General features: G+C 64.7%; 20 protein-coding genes and 1 tRNA gene. 6 read left to right on the forward strand and 15 right to left on the reverse strand.

The genetic code is table 11. The annotated features are described in order from the left end of the window. Positions 1–8 precede the first annotated feature (8 nt). Positions 9–776 (reverse strand): zinc transporter ZupT, encoded by a 768-nt coding sequence (zupT, locus tag CAPP_RS09410; protein ID WP_076598931.1) that lies wholly within the window; start codon positions 774–776, stop codon positions 9–11. A gap of 23 nt (positions 777–799) precedes the next feature. Here zupT and CAPP_RS09415 point away from each other — a divergent pair, with 23 nt between their 5' ends. Then, a complete protein-coding gene (locus CAPP_RS09415) occupies positions 800–1381 on the forward strand; it encodes a CG0192 family protein (protein ID WP_076598932.1) in 582 nt (193 codons plus the stop codon). Here CAPP_RS09415 and CAPP_RS09420 read toward each other — a convergent pair whose 3' ends face one another. From CAPP_RS09420 to CAPP_RS09455, 8 genes are all read right to left on the reverse strand, one after another. Beyond that, on the reverse strand, positions 1382–3130 hold the full coding sequence (locus tag CAPP_RS09420; RefSeq protein ID WP_076598933.1) for a long-chain-fatty-acid--CoA ligase: 1749 nt from the start codon (positions 3128–3130) through the stop codon (positions 1382–1384). Positions 3131–3169: 39 nt separating this feature from the next. Next, entirely contained in the window at positions 3170–4039 is an 870-nt protein-coding gene (locus CAPP_RS09425) for a prenyltransferase (protein WP_143313854.1), read from the reverse strand. After that, positions 4039–4305 carry a lycopene cyclase domain-containing protein gene (locus CAPP_RS09430; RefSeq protein ID WP_076598934.1) on the reverse strand — a complete coding sequence of 89 codons (267 nt, stop codon included), beginning with the start codon at positions 4303–4305 and terminating at the stop codon, positions 4039–4041. Before CAPP_RS09430 ends, CAPP_RS09425 begins: the two co-directional genes overlap by 1 nt. Continuing rightward, entirely contained in the window at positions 4302–4601 is a 300-nt protein-coding gene (locus tag CAPP_RS09435; RefSeq protein WP_076598935.1) for a lycopene cyclase domain-containing protein, read from the reverse strand. Before CAPP_RS09435 ends, CAPP_RS09430 begins: the two co-directional genes overlap by 4 nt. Beyond that, on the reverse strand, positions 4601–6148 hold the full coding sequence (gene crtI, locus CAPP_RS09440; RefSeq protein WP_076598936.1) for a phytoene desaturase family protein: 1548 nt from the start codon (positions 6146–6148) through the stop codon (positions 4601–4603). Before crtI ends, CAPP_RS09435 begins: the two co-directional genes overlap by 1 nt. Continuing rightward, positions 6145–7017, reverse strand: a complete 873-nt coding sequence (locus CAPP_RS09445; RefSeq protein WP_234958794.1) for a phytoene/squalene synthase family protein — start codon at positions 7015–7017, stop codon at positions 6145–6147. Before CAPP_RS09445 ends, crtI begins: the two co-directional genes overlap by 4 nt. 39 nt (positions 7018–7056) lie before the next feature. Further along, complete coding sequence (locus CAPP_RS09450) at positions 7057–7815, reverse strand: glycosyltransferase family 2 protein (protein ID WP_076598937.1); 759 nt, start codon at positions 7813–7815, stop codon at positions 7057–7059. A gap of 68 nt (positions 7816–7883) precedes the next feature. Then, a tRNA-Lys gene (locus CAPP_RS09455) sits at positions 7884–7956 on the reverse strand. Between the two features lie 146 nt (positions 7957–8102). Here CAPP_RS09455 and dusB point away from each other — a divergent pair. After that, positions 8103–9227, forward strand: coding sequence for a tRNA dihydrouridine synthase DusB (dusB, locus tag CAPP_RS09460; protein WP_076599077.1), 1125 nt, complete (start codon positions 8103–8105; stop codon positions 9225–9227). An 8-nt stretch (positions 9228–9235) separates the two neighbouring features. Next, positions 9236–9970 carry a phosphate signaling complex PhoU family protein gene (locus CAPP_RS09465; protein WP_076598938.1) on the forward strand — a complete coding sequence of 245 codons (735 nt, stop codon included), beginning with the start codon at positions 9236–9238 and terminating at the stop codon, positions 9968–9970. Between the two features lie 86 nt (positions 9971–10056). On the opposite strand, the gene pstB is transcribed toward CAPP_RS09465, so the two are convergent. From pstB to mshD, 5 genes are all read right to left on the reverse strand, one after another. Next, positions 10057–10833, reverse strand: coding sequence for a phosphate ABC transporter ATP-binding protein PstB (pstB, locus tag CAPP_RS09470; RefSeq protein ID WP_076598939.1), 777 nt, complete (start codon positions 10831–10833; stop codon positions 10057–10059). 36 nt (positions 10834–10869) lie between these two features. After that, the gene (pstA, locus tag CAPP_RS09475; protein ID WP_234958813.1) at positions 10870–11709 is read right to left on the reverse strand and encodes a phosphate ABC transporter permease PstA; all 840 of its coding nucleotides are present in this window, start codon (positions 11707–11709) and stop codon (positions 10870–10872) included. A 189-nt stretch (positions 11710–11898) separates the two neighbouring features. Then, positions 11899–12975 (reverse strand): phosphate ABC transporter permease subunit PstC, encoded by a 1077-nt coding sequence (gene pstC, locus CAPP_RS09480; RefSeq protein ID WP_084560539.1) that lies wholly within the window; start codon positions 12973–12975, stop codon positions 11899–11901. Between the two features lie 201 nt (positions 12976–13176). Beyond that, entirely contained in the window at positions 13177–14322 is a 1146-nt protein-coding gene (gene pstS / locus CAPP_RS09485) for a phosphate ABC transporter substrate-binding protein PstS (RefSeq protein ID WP_234958798.1), read from the reverse strand. 265 nt (positions 14323–14587) lie between these two features. Then, on the reverse strand, positions 14588–15562 hold the full coding sequence (gene mshD / locus CAPP_RS09490) for a mycothiol synthase (RefSeq protein WP_076598941.1): 975 nt from the start codon (positions 15560–15562) through the stop codon (positions 14588–14590). A 22-nt stretch (positions 15563–15584) separates the two neighbouring features. Here mshD and CAPP_RS09495 point away from each other — a divergent pair, with 22 nt between their 5' ends. Further along, positions 15585–16325 carry an LmeA family phospholipid-binding protein gene (locus tag CAPP_RS09495; protein ID WP_076598942.1) on the forward strand — a complete coding sequence of 247 codons (741 nt, stop codon included), beginning with the start codon at positions 15585–15587 and terminating at the stop codon, positions 16323–16325. 15 nt (positions 16326–16340) lie between these two features. Further along, positions 16341–17075: a heme-binding beta-barrel domain-containing protein gene (locus CAPP_RS09500; RefSeq protein WP_076598943.1), complete on the forward strand. Its 735-nt coding sequence runs from the start codon at positions 16341–16343 to the stop codon at positions 17073–17075. 9 nt (positions 17076–17084) lie between these two features. Here CAPP_RS09500 and CAPP_RS09505 read toward each other — a convergent pair whose 3' ends face one another. After that, positions 17085–17984 carry an aminodeoxychorismate lyase gene (locus tag CAPP_RS09505; RefSeq protein ID WP_076598944.1) on the reverse strand — a complete coding sequence of 300 codons (900 nt, stop codon included), beginning with the start codon at positions 17982–17984 and terminating at the stop codon, positions 17085–17087. Between CAPP_RS09505 and ygfZ the strand changes: the two genes are divergently transcribed. Then, positions 17985–19163: a CAF17-like 4Fe-4S cluster assembly/insertion protein YgfZ gene (gene ygfZ / locus CAPP_RS09510; RefSeq protein WP_076598945.1), complete on the forward strand. Its 1179-nt coding sequence runs from the start codon at positions 17985–17987 to the stop codon at positions 19161–19163. Position 19164 lies beyond the last annotated feature (1 nt).

Genomic DNA, 19164 nt, shown 5'->3' on the forward strand with positions numbered 1-19164 from the left:
CCCGAAGCTTAGGTGAGCAAAACAAGACTCACGGCCATAACGGCCATTCCCGCGACGACGCCGTAGATCGCGCTGTGGTGGCGGCCGGTCGAGATGGCGGTGGGCAGCAGTTTGTCGAGGCTGACGAACACCATGATCCCGGCGATCGCGGCGAAGGTGACCCCTAGTGCGGCGGGGCCTAAGAACGGGCGGAGGAAGAGGTAGCCGATGACCGCTCCGAGCGGCTCCGTAAGGCCTGACAGGGCGGCCCACCCGGCGGCGCGCCATTTCTTGCCGGTGGCTTCGCGCAGAGGCACAGCGACGGCGACGCCCTCCGGGATGTTGTGGATCGCGATCGCGACGGCGATCGGTGCAGCGAGCACCGGGTCCTGCAACGCGACGAAAAAGGTGGCGAAACCCTCCGGGAAATTGTGGACCGCGATCGCCAGCGCGGTCATCACACCGACTTTGCGCATGCGCGCGCCAGCGGCGGCGGGGCTGGGGTCCTCGTGGGGGTTGATCTCGTCGGGCACGAAGCGGTCGATCACCGCAATGAGCAGCACTCCGGCGAAGAACGCCACGGGAGCCCACACATTGGGTGACGCGACTCCGGCTTCCTCAAGGCCGTCGACGCCCTCGGGGAAGAGCTCGACGAAAGAGATGTAGAGCATGACACCGGCGGAGAAGCCGAGGGATGCCGCCAAGAAGCGTTCGCTCGGGCGGCGTTGGAGGGCGACGAGGAGGCCGCCAAGGGCCGTCGATAAGCCCGCGAATAAGCAAATTGCGAACGCCGTCATGCGCGCAGCCTACAGTATGAAGTATGGCTACTGCGAAGATCTATGACGCTGAACTGGACCCAACGAAGGACGAGATGGCCGCGCGCTTTTCGTCGATCACGCAGCTCGACGGCACCTACCGTGCGTACGACCGCGACGACAAGGTCGGCATCGAGGTGCTCGTCGGCCGCGACGAGGAGGGCAACCTCACACAATGCGGCCTCAGCTACCGCGAGGAGGACATGGCGCTTGACGACGTTTTGACGCCGCTCACCCACTCCGTTCTTGGCCGCCGCTCCGTCGCACAGCTGACCGCGGACCCTGTGGCGGTCCGCGAATTCGTCGAGTTGATCGTCAACGGCGGGCAGGGCGCGGACTTCTCCACGGGCGAGCCGATCTTCGGCGTCCGCGGCACGGGCGGCGGGAATGCCACTGTCGACGACGTGGAGATCGAGACCCACGACAAGCTGAACTCCGTGGGAACCCTCACCGTCGACGGCGAGGAGAAGCGCTACCAGCTGCGGCTGCAGCGCATCATTTCAGCCCTGCCGACGGCTGAGAACGGCGACTTGGCGCTGGTCCGCGAGGACGGCGCGATCCTGATGAACCTCGGCCTGTGGGACTAGCTACTCGCTGTCGCGCTCGAGGCGCGCGATGAGCTCGTCGCGCACTTCGCGGCGGCGGATCTTGCCCATCTGGTCCTTCGGCAGGTCCACGAAGTGGTAGAAGCTTCGTGGGACCTTGTACCGGGTGAGATTCTCGCGGGCGAATTCCTTGAGGCTCTCCGGGTTCATCTCCGCGCCGCGGTCCAGGACGACGCAGGCGACGACGTCCTCTGAGCCGTCGCTGCGCGGACGCCCCACCACTGCGACGTCGACGACATCGCGGTGGCCCCGCAGGGTCTCCTCCACCTCCGCCGGGTACACGTTGAACCCGCCTGTGATGATGAGCTCCTTGATGCGGGAGACGAGCTTGATGAAGCCGTCTTCTTCCATCACTCCCATATCCCCGGTGCGGAACCAGCCGTCGTGGAAGACCTTCTCGGTGGCCTCCGGGTTATTGAGGTAGCCGCCGAAGACCTGCGGACCCTTGACCAGGATCTCACCGGCCTCGCCGTACGGCATGATTTCGTCGGGGTTGTCGGGGTTGACGATGCGCACCTCGGTGTCCGGGAACGGGATGCCGATATAGCCCGGTCGGCGGTCGGAGCTCTCCGGGTTGCCGATCACGATCGGGGATGTCTCGGTCAGGCCGTAGCCTTCGACGAGGTGGCCGCCGGTGGCCTCCTCCCACTCCTCGATCACGCTGGCGGGCAGGGACGATGCGCCGGAAAAGCCGATCTGGACCTGCGAGAGGTCGACGTTCTTCTCGCGGGCGGACTGGATGATGCGCTCGAAGACTGTGGGCACGCCCGGCACGAAGGTCGGCGGGGTCTTCTTCACCGCGCGCATGATCAGGTCCATCGTCGGAGCGGGCAGGAGCACGAGCTCGCTGCCGATGAAGAACGTCAACGTCAGGGAGAAGGTCAGGCCGTAGGCGTGGAAGAACGGCAGGGTGGCCAGCATGCGCTGCCCGGGTTCTTGCAGCTCCTTGACCCACGCGCGGCCCTGCACCGGGTTAGCCAGCAGGTTGCGGTGCGTCAGCGCTGCGCCCTTCGGCGCACCGGTGGTGCCGGAGGTGTATAGGATCAGCGCCGGGTCGTCGAGCTCGATATTGTCCGGGGTGCGCACACGCGGCGGAATCACCTTCCGGGCGCCGAGGACCTTCTCCCAGGGCAACGTTCCTTCAGCCGGCGCGGTGAGCTGCTCCCGTGCCTTCTTCAGCTTGCCGACGGGCACCTGCAGCGCCGCCCTCTGCAGCAGCGGCATCGCCTTCGTCATGTCGACGCTGACGACGATCGACAGCGCAGTGCTGTCGTCGTCCTTGATCTTCGTGGCGGTCTCAGCCGCCTTGTCCCACACGATGGCTATGCGGGCGCCGTGGTCGGCGAACTGCGGGCGCAGCTCGTGCGCTGTGTAGAGCGGGTTGTGCTCCGCCACGATTGCCCCGAGCTTCTGCACCGCGAAGAACGCCACCACGTGCTGCGGGCAGTTCGGCAGCATGATGGCTACCCGGTCGCCCTGCTGCACACCCAGGCGCTTCAGACCGTCGGCGGCGCGGCGGACTTCCACATCGAGCTCGCCGTAGGTCATGGTGCGCCCGAAGAAATTCGTCGCGGTCTTCGAGAAGTTGGCGGAAAGATTGTCGTCATAAAGCTCGACGAGTGTTTTCTCCGGATACTCCAGCGAGTGGTCCGTCCACTCCGGGTAATACTGCAGCCACGGCTTGGCGGGGTCCAACTGGGTGTCGTCCGATGCGTTGTTCTCAACAGTCATGCGTCCACACTACGCCCGGGGCAGAGCGTACCGCCCGATTTAAACGCCGAGCTCGTGGAGCTGCGTGAGCACTGAGATGGTCACCACTCCGCCGGTGACGTAGTTGAGCCAGAGGAAGACCCGCCAAGCGCGGTTCACGTCGGCGGACGTTTCGTCGGTGACGTTCCAGAATCTCACCGTGTTTACGACGTACCCCGCACCCAGTAAGCCCACCACCCAACCTGGCCCAGGCAGGAAAAAGCAGAGAACGGCCGCGGTGCCGTAGAGAATGCATGCGAGCCGCGTTGCGCGGCGTGCCCCAAGCTCAGTAGCAACGGACCGCAACCCGCCGGCGCGATCAGACAGCACGTCCTGCACAGCGCCCAGCGCGTGGCTGGCCATGCCCCAAAGAAAGAACGCAGTAAGCGCCAACGCCATCCTGCCGTCCACCCGCGCTCCCCCGATTAGGGCACCGACGACGGCGGGCAACGTGAAGTGGGCGGAGGAAGTCAAGGAATCCAGCACCGGAACTTCCTTGAAACGAAAAGGGGGCGCCGAATACGCCACGACAGCGAACAACGCCAGCGCCAGCGCCACTCCTGACGCCCAGGTCCCGGCGGCGAAGAGGTACAGGGTGAACGGCAACATGGTCGCCGCCGAAGCAATCAGCAGCGGGCGGTGCATTGTCTTCGGCAGCACTGCTCCTTCAACACCCCCTTTGCGGGGATTGCGAATGTCTGATTCGTAATCGAAGACATCGTTGATCCCGTACATCGCAATGTTGTAGGGAATCAGGAAGAACACGAATCCGGCCACCAACACCGCGGAGAATTCGCCCTGAGACAGCGCGTAGGTGAGCGCGAAAGGAACAGCGGTGTTCACCCAGCTAACAGGCCGCGACGCCGCAATGATGCCTCGGAGCACCTGCATTATTTCCGCCCCCAGAACGATGTGACCACCAGCGCAGTGAACAGGGGGTAGAAGAGGTCCTCCACCGGAATCCGCCCCAGATTGAGGCCGACGGTGGTGGCGTGGCCGAATTCGTACAAGCCCGCCCACACCATCAGATTGTCGAAGATGATCGTCAGAATGAACAGGATGCTGGCCACTGCAGCTGTCAATTTCCAGGGCCGTACCCGAGCCCAGAGCGCCGCAGCCACGACAAGGAACGGAGCGGAAATGAGGAGGTATGTCACGCGCGCAACAGTCCCGTCAGGTTCATGGTCAGGTACGTGAGGAAGAACAAGAAGATCGGCTCCTCCAACGGCAGCTGTGGGGCGAGATCCACACCCACCATGTACGGCGAGTCACCCCGCACGAAAGTGCCCGTGGCAATGCCCAGCCCGTCCCAGCAGAGCAGAGCGGCCACGCACCCTGCGGAAAGAAGCAGAGCCCGGCGCGGATCCCGGAAGAACGCAGTCTTCCACCGGTGGTCGATGAGCACCATTCCCGTTAGGGAGAACAGCAGCATTCCCAGGTAAGCGAACTGCATCAGATGGCCTCCGGGAGGGGTCCCGGGCTTAAGTCCCCGCGCAGGCGCTTGATCACGTTCTCCGCGGAGATCAAGCACATGGGTACACCGACTCCGGGTGTTGTCGTTGCACCGGCGTAGTACAAATTATCCAGCTTCCGGCTCTTGTTCGACCCGCGGAGAAAAGCTGACTGTTTAAGCGTGTGCGCGGGGCCGATGGATCCGCCGGACCACGCGTGGTACCGCTCGGCGAAGTCTGCCGGACCGAGCGTCCGCTTGACGACGACTCTTCTGTCCAGCTCTTCCACCCCGCACCACTGCGCGATCTGTTCGACTGCGGCGTCAGCAATTCGTTCAACCTGTTCGCTTGCCCGTCCGCGGTACATATCGCCGTGGCCGATGGCTTCTTCGGCGGCGACGGGAACGAGCACGAAGAGATTCTCGCGCCCCGCAGGTGCGACGTTGGGGTCGGTCGCGCTCGGCTTAGACACGTAGATCGAGCGGGAGGAACCAATCGGACGCTGAGGCACCGGGCCGTCGAAAACCGCCGCGAAATCGTCGTCCCACTCGCGGGAGAAGAGCAGGTTGTGGTGCGCAAGCTCCGGAATCTCCCCTTCCACCCCCAGCATCACGAGCACGGTGCCCAATCCAGGGTCGCGGGGCGCGAAGTACCCTTCGTCGTAGGTCCGTTTTTCTCTGGGCAGGAGACGCGTCTCGGTGTGGTGGAGGTCTGCGCAGGAAACGATGGCGTCGGCGTGAAGCTGGCGGCCGTCGACTAGCGTGATGCCTGTCGCCTCGCGCCCGGAGTAAGTGATGGCAGCGACCTCCGTATTGAAGGAGAAGCGGGCACCTTGCTCAACGGCGAGGCTGTAAAGCGCGTCCATCACCGCCGCGAAACCGCCCTGCGGGTACAGGACGCCCTGGGTGAGGTCGGTGTGGCTCATCAGGTGGTACATCGACGGGGTACGCGCTGGGCGCGAAGAAAGAAAGACCGCTGGATATGTGAGCATCTGCCGTAATCGCACGTCGGTGAAGCGGCGGCCAACGAAGCGGTCGATCGACTCGGCCAGGTAGCGCGCCAACTTGGGGTAATGAGCACTGATTTGCGCCAACGGCCGCACTGACCTGAACGTCGAGTACAAAAAGTACTCCAACGCGAGGTCGTATGTCTCCTGAGCGCTGTCCAGGTACTCGCGTAGTCGAGCACCTGCGCCCGGCTCAATGGACTCGAACAGGGCCGCGGCATTGTCCCTGCCGGATGTGACGTCGAGGGGCGAACCGCCCTCCGGAAACAGCCGATAGGCCGGGGTGAGAGGAACTAAGTCGAGCACTTCCGATGTGCGCTTGCCCAGCAGCGCGAAGAAGTGGTCGAAGGCGTCGGGCATGAGATACCAGCTGGGTCCGGTGTCGAACCGGAAACCGTCGACGGTCTCGTTGCCTGCGCGGCCGCCGTGCGCCGGCAACTTCTCCACCACCGTGGTTTGGATACCCTCTTTGGCCAAAAGTGCTGCCGTGGCCATGCCGGCTACGCCAGCACCGATCACGATCGCTGTTCGTATCTGGGTCATTCGGAACTCGCTTTCCGCGCCGCTTTCCGCACTGCCCTCGCTGTGAGAAGAAGTTTGCGGTGAGTGGGCACACTGACTCTTGTAGCGGCGACATCCGCAGCGGGCATGGTTGCTATGCGTTCGTTGAGTTCACGGAAGAGAGCCTCGGCTGCGGCCACTCCCCTCCTCGCCGGCGTGGGAAGAAGCGGGACCGCTTGGCGGGCTAGGTCCAACTCTGCTGCGATCTCCCCGGTGACGGAGTTCTTCAGGGCCTCGTCGAGAGTGCTGCCGAGGTAACCGCGCCCGAGATTATGGTGGTCCTCCGCGAAATCACGCAGGAAGTTGACCTTCTGGAAAGCGGACCCGAGTGCCCGGGCCCCCTCCTCCATCGTGCGGCGGTCTGTGGGACTCGGGTCGTGGCCGTGCAGGAAAATATCCAGGCACATCAGGCCGATCACTTCAGCGGAACCGTAGATATAGAAACCGAGATCTTCTGCAGAGAAAGAAGAATAACCTGCCCCGTCTTGGGTGTCCCGGCGCATGGATGCGAAGAAAGCGCGCACGTGATCGTCGTTGAGCTTGCAGCGCCGGTGTGTGTTCGCCCATGCATGCAAGACCGGATCGGTGTGGAAGCGGTGCTGTGGCGCGTGGAGAACCAGCTCCTCGTAGACGTCAAGGGCGGTCTCTGGGCACTCGTTAGCTTCGGCAGTGGTGCCGTCGACGATTTCATCTGCGATCCGTACCACGGCGTACACGTTCCGGATGTCGCGCCGCGTCTCCGGGTCGAGCACTTGCGTTGCAAGCGAGAAGCTCGAAGAATACTGCTTTATCACTTGCGCCGCGGCCTGGTCCGCCATCCGGTCGTAGCGGGATAGGTAAGGGTGTGTCACGGTATGCCTTCGGGATGGAGCATGCGATTCATCGTTAGCCTACAGGTCTAGCCGGGTTCCCGCCCTTGCGCGCGCCCAGCGCTCGGGCAGTCGCCGCCATGGCGGCGAGACCGTGAAACCACGCATCATTGTGTACCAGCCCCGCCGCAACCGCCTCAGGATCTGTCGGCGGCCCCGCAATGCCCTGTTGTCCATGCCGACGACGAGCTCCGGGACGAACCAGACCGTCTCCCCGGGGCGGACGGCGAAGGAGAGCTGCATGTCGTCATGTGCCGCTGTGTCTTCCATCGCAAGCGAGCCGTGGACGGATGACCACCAGCTGGCGCGGAATGAACAGTTAGTGCCGAAAAAGGGCGGGTGACCGAGCGCCGAACCCACCGACCACCGGTACACGGCAAGGTAGAGACGGGAAACGGCGCGCGGTGCGGCGTCGAAAAGCGCCCTTCCTGTCACCCCCACTACGCCGGGCGGGGCGGACGACCATGCCCGGTCGAGCGACTCGAGATAATCGTCCGGCAACCACGCGTCAGCGTCGGTGCGCACGATGAACTCAGCACCCCATCTGTAGGCCGCGTCGTATCCCGTCGCAGCCGCCCATGTGATTCCCCGGCGGGGCTCCGCGACGACGCGTGCACCGTGCTCGGCGGCGACACCCGCGGACTCGTCGGTGCAGCCGTTGTCCACCACCACGACGAATTCCGCCCGGCGGGTCTGGCGGTCTAGGCTACCCAGGCACCTGTCCAGCAGCTCCGCGTCGTTAAGGCACGGAATGACTACTGCGATTGTCGTTTGGGCCATGCTGCCAGCGTAGTGGCTGCGCGGGAGACAGCCCCCGGCGTGTAGGCGCCAGGAGCTGCAATGAGTTGTGGGCCCTGTGGGGATCGAACCCACGACCTGCGGATTAAAAGTCCGTAGCTCTACCAACTGAGCTAAAGGCCCGTGCGCATACATGGTAGCGGGCGGGAGGAGGAGGGGAGAAATCGGGGCGTCGATAAGCGAAAGCGCACGTCAGTTTGTGCGACCGCAACGGGAAAAGGAACAATAGCCACGTGACTTCTACACTTCCGCAGCTACGCATCGGCGGCATGAACCTCGATTCGCCGGTCATCCTCGCTCCGATGGCCGGCGTGACGAACATGCCGTTCCGCGTGCTCTGCCGCGAAATCGAGCGTGAGCTGACCGGCACCGCGTCCGGGCTGTACGTCTGCGAGATGATCACGGCCCGCGCGCTCGTGGAAGGCAACGAGAAGACGCTGCACATGACCGCCTTCGCGCCGCAGGAAACGCCGCGGTCGATGCAGCTGTACACGGTCGACCCCGAATACACGTACAAGGCGGTGCGCACCATCGTCGAGCGCGACATAGCTGATCACGTGGACATGAATTTCGGCTGCCCCGTACCGAAGGTGACGCGGCGCGGCGGCGGGTCCGCACTCCCCTACAAGCGGAAGCTGTACGGGCAGATTGTCGACGCAGCCGTGCGCGCAACGGAAGGCACCGACATCCCGGTGACCGTGAAATTCCGCATCGGCATCGACGACGAGCACCGCACGCACCTGGACGCGGGACGCATCGCCGCCGACGCCGGAGCAGCCGCCGTCACCCTGCACGGGCGCACCGCCGCGCAGCGCTACTCTGGCGACGCAGACTGGGGCGAAATCGCGCGCCTCGTCGAGCACATGGACGGCACCGGCGTGCCCGTGCTGGGAAACGGCGATATCTTCGCGCCGCAGGACGCGCAGGCGATGATGGATGAAACTGGGTGCGCCGGCGTTGTCGTGGGGCGCGGGTGCCTCGGCCGTCCGTGGCTATTCGCGCAGCTCGGCGCGCAATTGCGCGGCGAAGACGTGCCGGAGGAGCCGACGCTCGGCGAAGTCGCCCGCATCATGCTGCGCCACGCCGAGCTGTTGGCTGAGCACGAAGGTGAAGATAAAGGCTGCCGAGACATGCGCAAACACGTAGGCTGGTACCTGAAAGGCTTTCCAGTCGGCGGTGAATTCCGCGGCCAGCTCGCCCGCGTGTCCACGCTCGCCGAGCTGAAGGAGCAGCTTTCCACCATCGCCGACTCCACCGAGCGTGCGCAGGCGGCGGATTCCGCGCGCGGACGCCAAGGTTCCGCGGCCAAGGTTGCTCTCCCCGACGGCTGGCTGAACGACCCTGAAGACGACACCGTGCCGATCGGGGCAGAGATCGACTCCAACGGCGGATAGAGGACACCATGCGCACCGAATACCGCGAGCACCTCAACGCATTCTCCGAGGATCTCCAAACCATGAGCGACACGGTGCGCACCGTCATGCGGTACGCGTCCAAGGCGCTTATCGACGGCTCCCTCGAAGACGCAGAAGCGGCCCTCACCGAGGCCGACACGCTGCAGGAAATCCGTGTCCGATGCCAGGAGCGCAGCATGGCTTTGCTGGCTCTGGAAAGCCCCGTGGCCTCCGATCTGCGGCAAGTGTTCACCTCCATCTACATCGTGGAGGACCTCGACCGAATGGGTGCCCTGAGTCGGCATATCGCCAGCACCGCCCGGCTGAGGCACCCGGGCTACGTCTGGGACGAGACGATGAAACCCACCGTCGTCGAGCTGGCGCGTCTCGTGGACACCATGGGCGAACTCATCCACGACCAGCTCATCGCCCCCGATGTGGAGGGCGCGTTGGCGATGAGCGAATTCGACGACGAACTCGACTCCCTCAACCAGCATCTGCTCAACAGCGTCACCGCCAATGACTGGCCCGGAACCAGCCGCACCGCCGTCGACCTCGCACTGGTCGGGCGCTATTTCGAGCGTTACGCCGACCACTGCGTAAACGTAGCCGCCCGCATCGTCTACCTCGTCACCGGGCTCACACCCGAGCGTTACGAGCGCAAGAAGGACAAAGACGGCCACGATCTTGAAATGGACGAGCGCTTCCGGGAACTGGAGCGCTACTTCGGGCAGGGGAACTAGGGGTTCCACGCCCGTCGTCGATAAGCGAAAGCACAGCGCCCCCGACTAGGAATGTGTCCTAGCGGGGGCGCTCGCGTGACGCTGGTTTAGCCGAAGCGGCCAGCGATGTAGTCCTCGGTCTCCTTGCGCTCAGGATTCTCGAAGATGGTGTTGGTGTCGTTGAACTCGACGAGGTGGCCCGGCTTGCCGGTCGCCTCGAGGGAGAAGAACGCGGTCTTGTCGGACACACGCGCTGCCTGCTGCATGTTGTGCGTCACGATGACGATGGTGTACTCGTTCTTCAGCTCGTGGATCAGGTCCTCCACGGCGAGGGTGGAGATCGGGTCCAGTGCGGAACACGGCTCATCCATGAGCAGGACTTCCGGCTGGACAGCGATCGCGCGGGCGATGCAGAGACGCTGCTGCTGACCACCGGAAAGGCCGCCGCCCGGCTTGTCCAGGCGGTCCTTGACCTCGTCCCAGAGGTTCGCGCCGCGCAGGGAGCGCTCAGCGACCTCCTTGAGCTTCTTCTTATTCTTCTCGCCGGACAGCTTCAGGCCGGCGACGACATTGTCCTCGATGGACATGGTCGGGAACGGGTTCGCCTTCTGGAACACCATGCCGACGGTGTTGCGGACAGCCACCGGGTCGACGTTCTTGGCGTAGATGTCGTGGCCGTCGAGCAGCACTTCGCCGTCGACGGTCGCGTTCGGGATGACCTCGTGCATGCGGTTCAGGGTGCGCAGCACGGTGGACTTACCGCAGCCGGACGGGCCGATGAACGCGGTCACAGCCTGAGCGGGAATATCCATGTTGACGCTCTGCACGGCATGGAAGTCGCCGTAGTAAATGTCGAGGTCGTTCAGCTGGAGCTTGATAGACATTGGTTTCTCCTAGATGGGAATGAAGGGCGGGGCGACTTATTTCTTGACCGAGAACTTCGCGGCGATGAGACGTGCCAGGAGGTTCAGGACAACGACGAGGATGACCAGCGTGAGGGCGGCGCCCCACAGACGGTCCATGACCGGCTCCGCGGAACCGGACTTCCACATGTCGAGCATGAACAGCGGCAGCGACGACTGCGGCTGGCCGAACAGGTGGGTCCAGTTCAGCTGCGGTGTGGAGCCGACAAGGATCAGCACCGGAGCGGACTCACCCATGACGCGGGCAATGGCCAGCATGATGCCGGTGACGATGCCTGACAGAGCCGTCGGCAGCACGATGCGCGCGATGGTCTTCCACTTCGGGACGCCGAGCGCGTAGGACGCCTCGCGTAGATCCATCGGGACGACGCGGAGCATCTCCTCAGTGTTGCGCACCACCACAGGGACCATCAGCAGGATCAGCGAGAGCGACACGGCGAAGCCTGAGCGCTGCTGGCCCAGGATGGTGATCCACAGGGCGTAGATGAACAGAGCGGAAACGATCGACGGGACACCGGACAGGATGTCCACCATGAAGGTGGTCAACTTGCCCAGCTTGCTGCCGTTGGAGTACTCCACCAGGTAGATCGCAGTGAAGATGCCGATCGGGATGGAGAACAGCGAGGCGACCAGCGTCTGCATGAGGGTACCCGCGATGGCGTGCAGCGCGCCGCCGCCCTCGCGGCGGGCGCGGACGCCGACCATGTCCTGGGTCCACCAGTCCGGGTTGAGGATGGCCTCGTACCCGCGGGACACCAAGGTGAACAGCAGCCAGAGCAGCGGGATGAGGGCGAGGATCATCGCGAACCACATCAGGCCGCCCATGAAGGAGTTCATGGTCTTGCGGGAAGACGAGATGTGGGTGAACGGGCTACCCTCCGTCGGGGTCGCCTTGTCGCGGGCAGCGGTCGCGGTAGCTGCGGTGGTGCCAGCCGCGGTGTCAGCCGGGGCAGTCTCCGTCACCTTGGTGACCTTCTTGGACTCGCCAGAATTCTTACCGGGGTATGCAGTGCTCATGTCATACACCTACTTCTTGTTGACGATCGCACGGGCGATCGAGTTGACGATGAAGGTCAGCAGGAACAGGACCAGACCCGCGGAGATGTACGCACCGGCGGAGGTCGGGTTGTTGAACTCCGCCGAGGCACTCGCGATGGCGGTTGCGAAGGTCGAGCCGCCGTCGAAAAGCGAACCGCGGAATTCCGGGCCGGTCGGGATGACCATGTAGAGCGCCATGGTCTCGCCCAGTGCGCGGCCGAGGCCCAGCATGGAGCCGGCAATGTAGCCGGAAAGGCCGAACGGCAGAACCGTCATGCGGATGACTTCCCAGCGGGTCGCGCCGAGAGCCAGCGCGGACTCGATCTGGCCCGGAGGCGTCTGCACGAAGATCTCGCGGGCAGTCGCCGCGATGATCGGCAGAATCATGATCGCCAGGACAATGCCACCGGTGAGCATATTGCCGCCCGTCGCGAAAGACGGGGAGTTGATGTACTGCTTGAACAGCACGAAATCGCCTGCCCAGGAGTGCAGCCACTCGTAGAAGCCGGACAGCTTCGGACCGAGCACTTGCGCGCCCCACAGACCGTAGACGATCGACGGGACAGCAGCGAGCATGTCGACGAGTGTCGCCAGCGGGCGCACCAGCTGCTTCGGCGCGTAGTTGGACAGGAAGATCGCGATGCCGAGAGCGATCGGCATGGCGAGGATCAAAGCGATGATCGAGACGGTAATCGTGGTGAAGAAGAGGTTCGGAATACCGAACTTCATCTCCTCCAGGTTCGCGGTCTGCCAGCCGCCGCGGTAAGTGAAGAAGTTCTCCTGGTTCAGGCGCAGCGGGTTGAAGGCCTGAATCATGAGGAACAGGCCCACCGCGATGATGATCACGGTGATCAGGGCAGCAGAGATGGTGGACAGGGCCTCGAAGATACGGTCGCCCGGGCGCTTCACGCCAGCACGAGCGTTGCCGGTGCCAACAGCAGAAGAGTCATCCCGATCCGTTTCTACAGGCGTCGCCTGCGACGAGCCACCGATGGGGTCGGCGCTGGTCACGGAGCCGGCACGACGGTCGTCGCGACCATTATCCGGCAGTTCGTTGTCAGCCATAGTGACGATTCCTTTGAAGAGTGAAAGTCAGTGCGCGGAAAAGCGTGGACGCTCCCCCGCCTTTTGTCGGGGCATACGGCCGACACCGTTGGAGGTTCCCGGACCGCGCCCACCACGTGAACATGCCCCCGGCTCACAGAGGCAGCAGGGGGCATGTTGTCGACCCAGACTGTGAGGCTGGGTACGTGTGACGCTTAGGTCTTAGGAGATGGCGTCGACGGAAGCCTTCAGCTTCTCGGCGAACTCGCCCTTGACCGGGATGAAGCCAGCGTCAGCGAGCTCCTCGTCCTGGGACTCGAGGACGACGGTGAGGAAGTCCTTGACCATGTTCTTGGTCTCCTCGTCGTAGCCCTTGGAGCAGACGATCTCGTAGGTGGTCAGGACCAGCGGGTAAGCGCCCTCGCCCTTGGAAGCGAACAGGGCCTCGGAGTCGACGACCATGTCGTTGCCCTCGGACTTGAACTGGACGTTGTCCAGCGCCTTGTTGACGGTCTCGTCGGACAGTTCGACAGCGCCGCCGCCAAAGTCGACGTTAGCGACACCCAGGTCGAGGTCGCGTGCGTAGCCGGACTCGACGTAGGTGATGGCACCCGGGGTGGCGTTGACTTCCTCGGCGACGGAGGTGGAGCCCTCCTTACCAATGCCGACCTCCTTCGGGAATGCCTTGCCCTCGCCGGTCCACTTGCCGTCGGAAGAGGCAGCCAGGAACTTCTGGAAGTTGTCGGAGGTGCCGGACTCGTCGGAGCGGTAGACCACGGAAATGTTCTGGTCCGGCAGCTCAGCGCCCTCGTTGTTCGCGGCGATCTTCTCGTCGTTCCACTTGGTGATGGTGCCGTCGAAGATCTCGACGATGTTGTCGACGGTGAGGTTCAGCTCGTCAACGCCCTCGAGGTTGTAGGCGATAGCGACCGGGCCGATGACCATCGGCAGGTGCCATGCGTCGTTGCCGCCGCAACGGTTCTTAGCGTCCTCGACCTCGCCCTTGTCTTCCTTCAGCGGGGAGTCGGAGCCAGCGAAGGTGGCCTGGTTAGCGATGAAGTTCTTGATACCGGAGCCGGAACCGGTCGCGTTGTACGCGAGGTTCGCACCGGAGACCTCCTCCGCGTAGCGGGCGCCGAAGTATTCCATAGCGTTCTTCTGGGAGGTAGCACCCTCGGCGACGAGCTGGCCGGTCTGGCCGGACAGGCCCTCGATGGCGCCGGCGTCCTGGCCCTCGGTAGCGGAGTCGCCGCCGCCGTTAGCGTTGTCGGTGCCGTTGTCGTTGGAGTCACCACAAGCAACGAGGGTGACGGAGGTCAGTGCAGCGAGACCTGCGACTGCTGCAGTGCGCTTGATGTTACGGATCACGGGGATACCTTTCCGGTGCGGAATCAGATTGCTTCTGAGCATCGGCCTCAGGCGACCCTTGGCGCCTCTGGGCGCACTGGTGTCCGTGCCTGAGTGCTCACATCTGGGAAAGCTACGGGTTTCTCGTTAACCATGCGACCCCTAAACGGTGAACAATGAGTTAACTTTGGGAACTCCTGTGAATTAGTGGTGCGTTCTGTGTCACACTTCGGGTGCTAAAAGGTGGCGCGCCACCCGTTTTCAGGGCTTTCGCACCGCGAACGGATCACGCCACCTGCACCGCATTCGCCCGATCGGCGGGACCTGCGGAGTAGACCACGTGCCGCTCGGCAACCTCGAAGCCCATGGCTTCGTACCTGCGCACGGCCGGCACGTTATCGGCTTCGACGTACAAGATGACCCGGCACGATCCACCTGCGACGAGGTGCTCGAGTCCGGCGCGCATGAGTGGGTCGCCGAGCCCGCGGCCGCGGTAATCGGAGGACAGCCCCACGACGTAGACCTCCCCCACTTCCTCCGAGTGCCGCTTGGTCCAGTGGAATCCGGCCAGAGGAGGCGGCGAATCAGCCCCAGCACCGTCAGCATCCCACAGCAAGCGCACGCCGTCGGGGTCGAACCAGGGGGCGTCCATGCCGTCGTGAAGCGAATCGAGGCACCAGCCGCCCTGCTCGGGGTGCCAGGAGAACGCGTCGTTATTGACATCCAGCCAGGCCTGTTCAACGGCCTCGCGCCCCCAGCGCGAAGCGGACTCGGAGTAACTCAGGTCCTCGAAGCCTGCGGGCATGGTATCGCCGGTGGCGCCGAATCCACCGATCCGCTGCAGGGCGGCACCGTCGACGGCCATGACGAGCAGCTCGCGGGTGGGGTGCAGCGCCAGGCGTGCGGCGAGCCCCTGGGCGGCAGGCAGGTTGCCGTGGGCCCACAGGCCGGCGTTGGGGCGGGCCTCGAGCACAGCTTCAGCCAGTGCGGTGCCGTGACCGTTGCGGCGGTGGTCAGGATCCACGACCAGTTCGGCTGAACCATCGGGGGCACAGGCGGCGAGGGAGGTGAGGGTGCCCTCGATAAGCGATGCCCAGTAGACGTGGTCTGAGGCGCGGCCGAGCTCCTTTTCGAACCCTTCGGAAAAGGCTTCAACGCCGTCGGTGTCCTGCGCGCGGTCGAGCAACGCGCGGGCGGCGTCGACCAGCTCGGATTCGGCGCCGAGGTCGACGCGTTGCACTCCGGAAGAACCCTGTGTCATACCCCCAGGCTACGGTAAAGGCATGAAGGTGAAGGTGCTCGCGGTTCTCGCGTGTGTTGTGGCTCTCGCATTCGGCGCGGATGCGGCGGTGGCGGCGCATGTGGAGCGCACGCTGGCCACGCACGCGCGGGAGGCGGACGGTCTTCCGTCGGAGCCGGAGACATACGTCGGCGGTTTCCCGTTCGCGCAGGTCGCGCTGACCGGGAAAGTGCCGCGCGTGAGTTTTCAGGCGCTCGATGTGCGCGTTGACGGGGTGGGGATCGCGAATTCGCGCACCGATATCTACGACATCGTCGTCGACGCGGGCAGGGCGGCAAAGGCGGATTTCGCGGGCACGCAAGCCAAACGCGTGGAGCACACGTTGTCGCTCGACGGTGTGGCGTTCGGCCAACTGCTCGGCATGACGGACCTGGATATCGCGAATCCGTACGATATTTCGCCGGCCGGCGGCACCGCGAGCGAGGCCCAGCTCACCGGCACGGTCCCGGGCACGGACGAGAAGACATCGGCGGTGGTCACCCTGCGGCTCGACGGCACGACGTTCCGCATGGAGCCGGCACAGCTTATCGACGTCCCGGCTGACCTCGTCCCCGCCGTCACCGACACCTACACCCTCGAGTTAGACACCCGCGACATGCCCATCGGCGCTCAGGCCGACCTCGTGGAAGTGGCAGGCGGCTCTATCCGCTTCTCCGCGCAGCAGCACGAGGTTGAAGTGACCGACGAGCTGCTCTCCCCCATCGCTGCTCCCGCCAATGGGTGACTACTCTTTAGAGGCATGAGCGATAACGAGAACACCCGGAACGAATCCGCTAACGCCGAGAACGCCGACAACACTGACAACACTTCCCCGAATACGAAGCTGAACGGCAACGATGCCGTCAACCTCGCCGCGGAACAGTCGAGGGGCACCGCGCACCGCAATATCCCGGGTCTGGGCTTGGACGAGATTCCGCTGCCGGACGACACCGCGAACCTGCGCGAAGGCCCGAACCTGCACGACGGCCTGCTCGGCCTGCTGCCGCTGGTGGGCGTGTGGCAGGGCGAAGGCCAGGCGGTGGAACTGCCGGCGTCGCCGGACGAGGAGCCGAAGGATTACGCCTTCGGTCAGCAGCTGGTCATCTCCCACGACGGCGAGAATTACCTGCGTTTCGATTCCCGCATCTGGCGCATCGACTCAAACGGCGAACCGACCGACGCCGACCAGCGCGAGACCGGTTTCTGGCGCATTTCGCTCACCGACGAGATCGAGGTGACGCTGACCAACTCGCGCGGCCTGGTGGAGATTCTCTACGGCTCCCCCGTCAACGAGCGCGCATGGCAGATCACCTCCGCATCCACCATCGCGACGGAGCAGGGCCCGGCCAACCACGGCCCGGGCAAGCGCATGTACGGCCTGATGCCGAACAACAACCTGGGGTGGGTCGACGAACGCGTGGCCGCCGGCACCGCCGACGACGAGCTCGTGTTCATCCCCTACATGTCCGCCGAGCTGAAGCGCATCGCGGGCTAAAAAGGGGAGTTAGCTGGCAACGGCGGCGTCGATAAGCTTGCGGATCTTCGCTTCGTCCTTTTTGCCCGGCGCGGGGAGCTCTTTCCCGTCGATGGCGGTGACGCGCACGCCCCCGCGCACGGAGCTGACCAGCCAGACCTGGTCGGAGCTCAGCAGGTAGTCGACGTCGATGTCTTTCTCCTTGCAGCGCCAGCCGTCCTTCTCGGCGCGGGCGAACACGGCGGCCTGAGTCGTGCCAGGCAGGACGTCGCCGCCGGTCGTGGGCGTGCGCACCTTGTCGCCGCGGACAGCGATGACCGACGATGTCGCCCCCTCGAGGACGCGCCCGGTGGCGGGGTCGATGTAGACGACGTCGTCGAAGCCGCGGCTTTTCGCCCAGCGCACCGCCGACATCGACGCCGCGTAGTTGAGTGTCTTCGCGCCGACGGTGAGCCACGGGGTCTCCTCGGTGGCGGCGAGCGTGTAGCCGCGCGGGGCCGTCATCACTTTCGCGCCGCGCTCGCGCAGCTCCAGCTGCTCGCGCGGGATGGGGCGCACAGTGACCCACGCGCTGGGCACCCCGGTGGATTCGCGGCCGCGGGTGTACGTCCACTGGCATTTCGCGTCGACCTCGGCCGGCTCCAGGCCGGATTCGCGCACGAAATCGGCGACGGCTTGCTCAGTCGCTGTGCGCCACGCCTCGGCGGGCGGTTCTGGGAGGTCGAGCAAGCGCGCGGAATTGGTGAAACGAGCCAGGTGAGCATCCAGATTCGTGGGGGCGCCGGCGGCGACGAGGATGGTCTCAAAGCAGCCGTCGCCACGCGTCACGGCTGCATCATCCCAGTACACGTGCGGCAAATTAGGATTCTGCCGCCGCATGGAGCCGCCGAACGGCTCGACGAGGTAAATGACTGCGTTGTTCGGGCCCATATGTTCCCATTATGCCCGCGTAGACTCGTGGGCGTGAGTAACTACCGTTCGCCCCTTTTGAGCTTTACTGGCGCAGCCGAGCTGCCAGACGCGACGAGCACGCTTATCGACGCCGCAGGTGTCCCCTCCCACTACGGCGACCCCCTGCGCGAACAGCGTTTCGTCTCGCGCGGCGGCGTCGCTGTGGACCGCAGCCACCGCACGGTGATCCGTGTGGCCGGCCCCGACGCCGCGGAATTCTTGAACAACCTCTTGTCGCAAAAGCTCGATGACGCCGCCGAGGGCTTCTCCGCGGCCTTCTGCGACCTGGACATGCAGGGCCGCATCCTCCACCACGGCGACATCACCCGCGCAGACGACGCGTTCTACCTGGACACCCCGTCGTATCTGGGCGAGTCGCTGCTGGACTACCTGACCAAAATGATCTTCTGGTCGGATGTCACGGTCGAGGAGGCGGACCTGGGCATCATCACGGTGCTCGGCGCTCCCGGCTCATTCGCCGTACCGGAAACCCTCGGCACCGTCTATTCCCGCGAGGTCGACTGGGCCGGTCCGCGCCGCATCGACATCGCGGTGCCGCGCGAGCGACTTTCCGACGCCTACCGCACTCTCACCAGCGCCGACGCCGGCCTCGAAAGAGCCGGCCTGATGGCGTTTTCCGCCGAGCGTGTCAAGGCCCTCGAGCCGGAGCAGCGCGCCGACCTGGACGCGAAGTCCATCCCGCACGAGGCCCCCACGCTCATCGCGCGCGGCGGCCACGCCGGGGCAGTCCACCTGAATAAGGGCTGCTACCGCGGGCAAGAGACCATCGCGCGCGTGGAGAACCTCGGGCGCTCCCCGCGCCTGCTCGTGCTGGTGCACCTAGACGGCTCTGCACCGGCGGAACCGGAAGCAGGCTCACCTGTCACCGTGGGCGGGCGCACCGTGGGGCGTCTCGGCACCGTCGTGCACGACTGCGACTACGGGCCGATCGCCCTGGCATTGGTGAAGCGCTCGGCGCTCAATATTCCCGCTGCGGGCACCGCTGCTTCCCCGCTCACCCTGGACATTGAGGCGGGCGACGAGGAAAACGGCACCATGACCGTCACAGCTGCCGTGGACATCGATTCCCTGCCGGCGGATGAGGGGGAAAAAGCGGGGCGCGCCGCCGTCGATAAGCTACGCGGGCGCTCCCGCTAGA

Origin of the sequence: Corynebacterium appendicis CIP 107643, assembly GCF_030408415.1 — a bacterium.
GTDB classification, from domain to species: Bacteria; Actinomycetota; Actinomycetes; order Mycobacteriales; family Mycobacteriaceae; genus Corynebacterium; species Corynebacterium appendicis.

Excerpts from the sequence above, each read along its gene's own strand:
- CAPP_RS09495 (WP_076598942.1), top strand. The coding sequence starts at position 15,585 with ATGAAGGTGAAGGTGCTCGCGGTTCTCGCGTGTGTTGTGGCTCTCGCA.
- CAPP_RS09435 (WP_076598935.1), bottom strand. The coding sequence starts at position 4,601 with ATGCAGTTCGCTTACCTGGGAATGCTGCTGTTCTCCCTAACGGGAATG.
- pstA (WP_234958813.1), bottom strand. The coding sequence starts at position 11,709 with ATGAACTCCTTCATGGGCGGCCTGATGTGGTTCGCGATGATCCTCGCC.
- CAPP_RS09415 (WP_076598932.1), top strand. The coding sequence starts at position 800 with ATGGCTACTGCGAAGATCTATGACGCTGAACTGGACCCAACGAAGGAC.
- dusB (WP_076599077.1), top strand. The coding sequence starts at position 8,103 with ATGAACCTCGATTCGCCGGTCATCCTCGCTCCGATGGCCGGCGTGACG.
- CAPP_RS09450 (WP_076598937.1), bottom strand. The coding sequence starts at position 7,815 with ATGGCCCAAACGACAATCGCAGTAGTCATTCCGTGCCTTAACGACGCG.
- CAPP_RS09465 (WP_076598938.1), top strand. The coding sequence starts at position 9,236 with ATGCGCACCGAATACCGCGAGCACCTCAACGCATTCTCCGAGGATCTC.
- crtI (WP_076598936.1), bottom strand. The coding sequence starts at position 6,148 with ATGACCCAGATACGAACAGCGATCGTGATCGGTGCTGGCGTAGCCGGC.
- mshD (WP_076598941.1), bottom strand. The coding sequence starts at position 15,562 with ATGACACAGGGTTCTTCCGGAGTGCAACGCGTCGACCTCGGCGCCGAA.
- pstB (WP_076598939.1), bottom strand. The coding sequence starts at position 10,833 with ATGTCTATCAAGCTCCAGCTGAACGACCTCGACATTTACTACGGCGAC.
- CAPP_RS09505 (WP_076598944.1), bottom strand. The coding sequence starts at position 17,984 with ATGGGCCCGAACAACGCAGTCATTTACCTCGTCGAGCCGTTCGGCGGC.
- CAPP_RS09500 (WP_076598943.1), top strand. The coding sequence starts at position 16,341 with ATGAGCGATAACGAGAACACCCGGAACGAATCCGCTAACGCCGAGAAC.
- zupT (WP_076598931.1), bottom strand. The coding sequence starts at position 776 with ATGACGGCGTTCGCAATTTGCTTATTCGCGGGCTTATCGACGGCCCTT.
- CAPP_RS09420 (WP_076598933.1), bottom strand. The coding sequence starts at position 3,130 with ATGACTGTTGAGAACAACGCATCGGACGACACCCAGTTGGACCCCGCC.
- pstC (WP_084560539.1), bottom strand. The coding sequence starts at position 12,975 with ATGGCTGACAACGAACTGCCGGATAATGGTCGCGACGACCGTCGTGCC.
- ygfZ (WP_076598945.1), top strand. The coding sequence starts at position 17,985 with ATGTTCCCATTATGCCCGCGTAGACTCGTGGGCGTGAGTAACTACCGT.
- CAPP_RS09425 (WP_143313854.1), bottom strand. The coding sequence starts at position 4,039 with ATGCAGGTGCTCCGAGGCATCATTGCGGCGTCGCGGCCTGTTAGCTGG.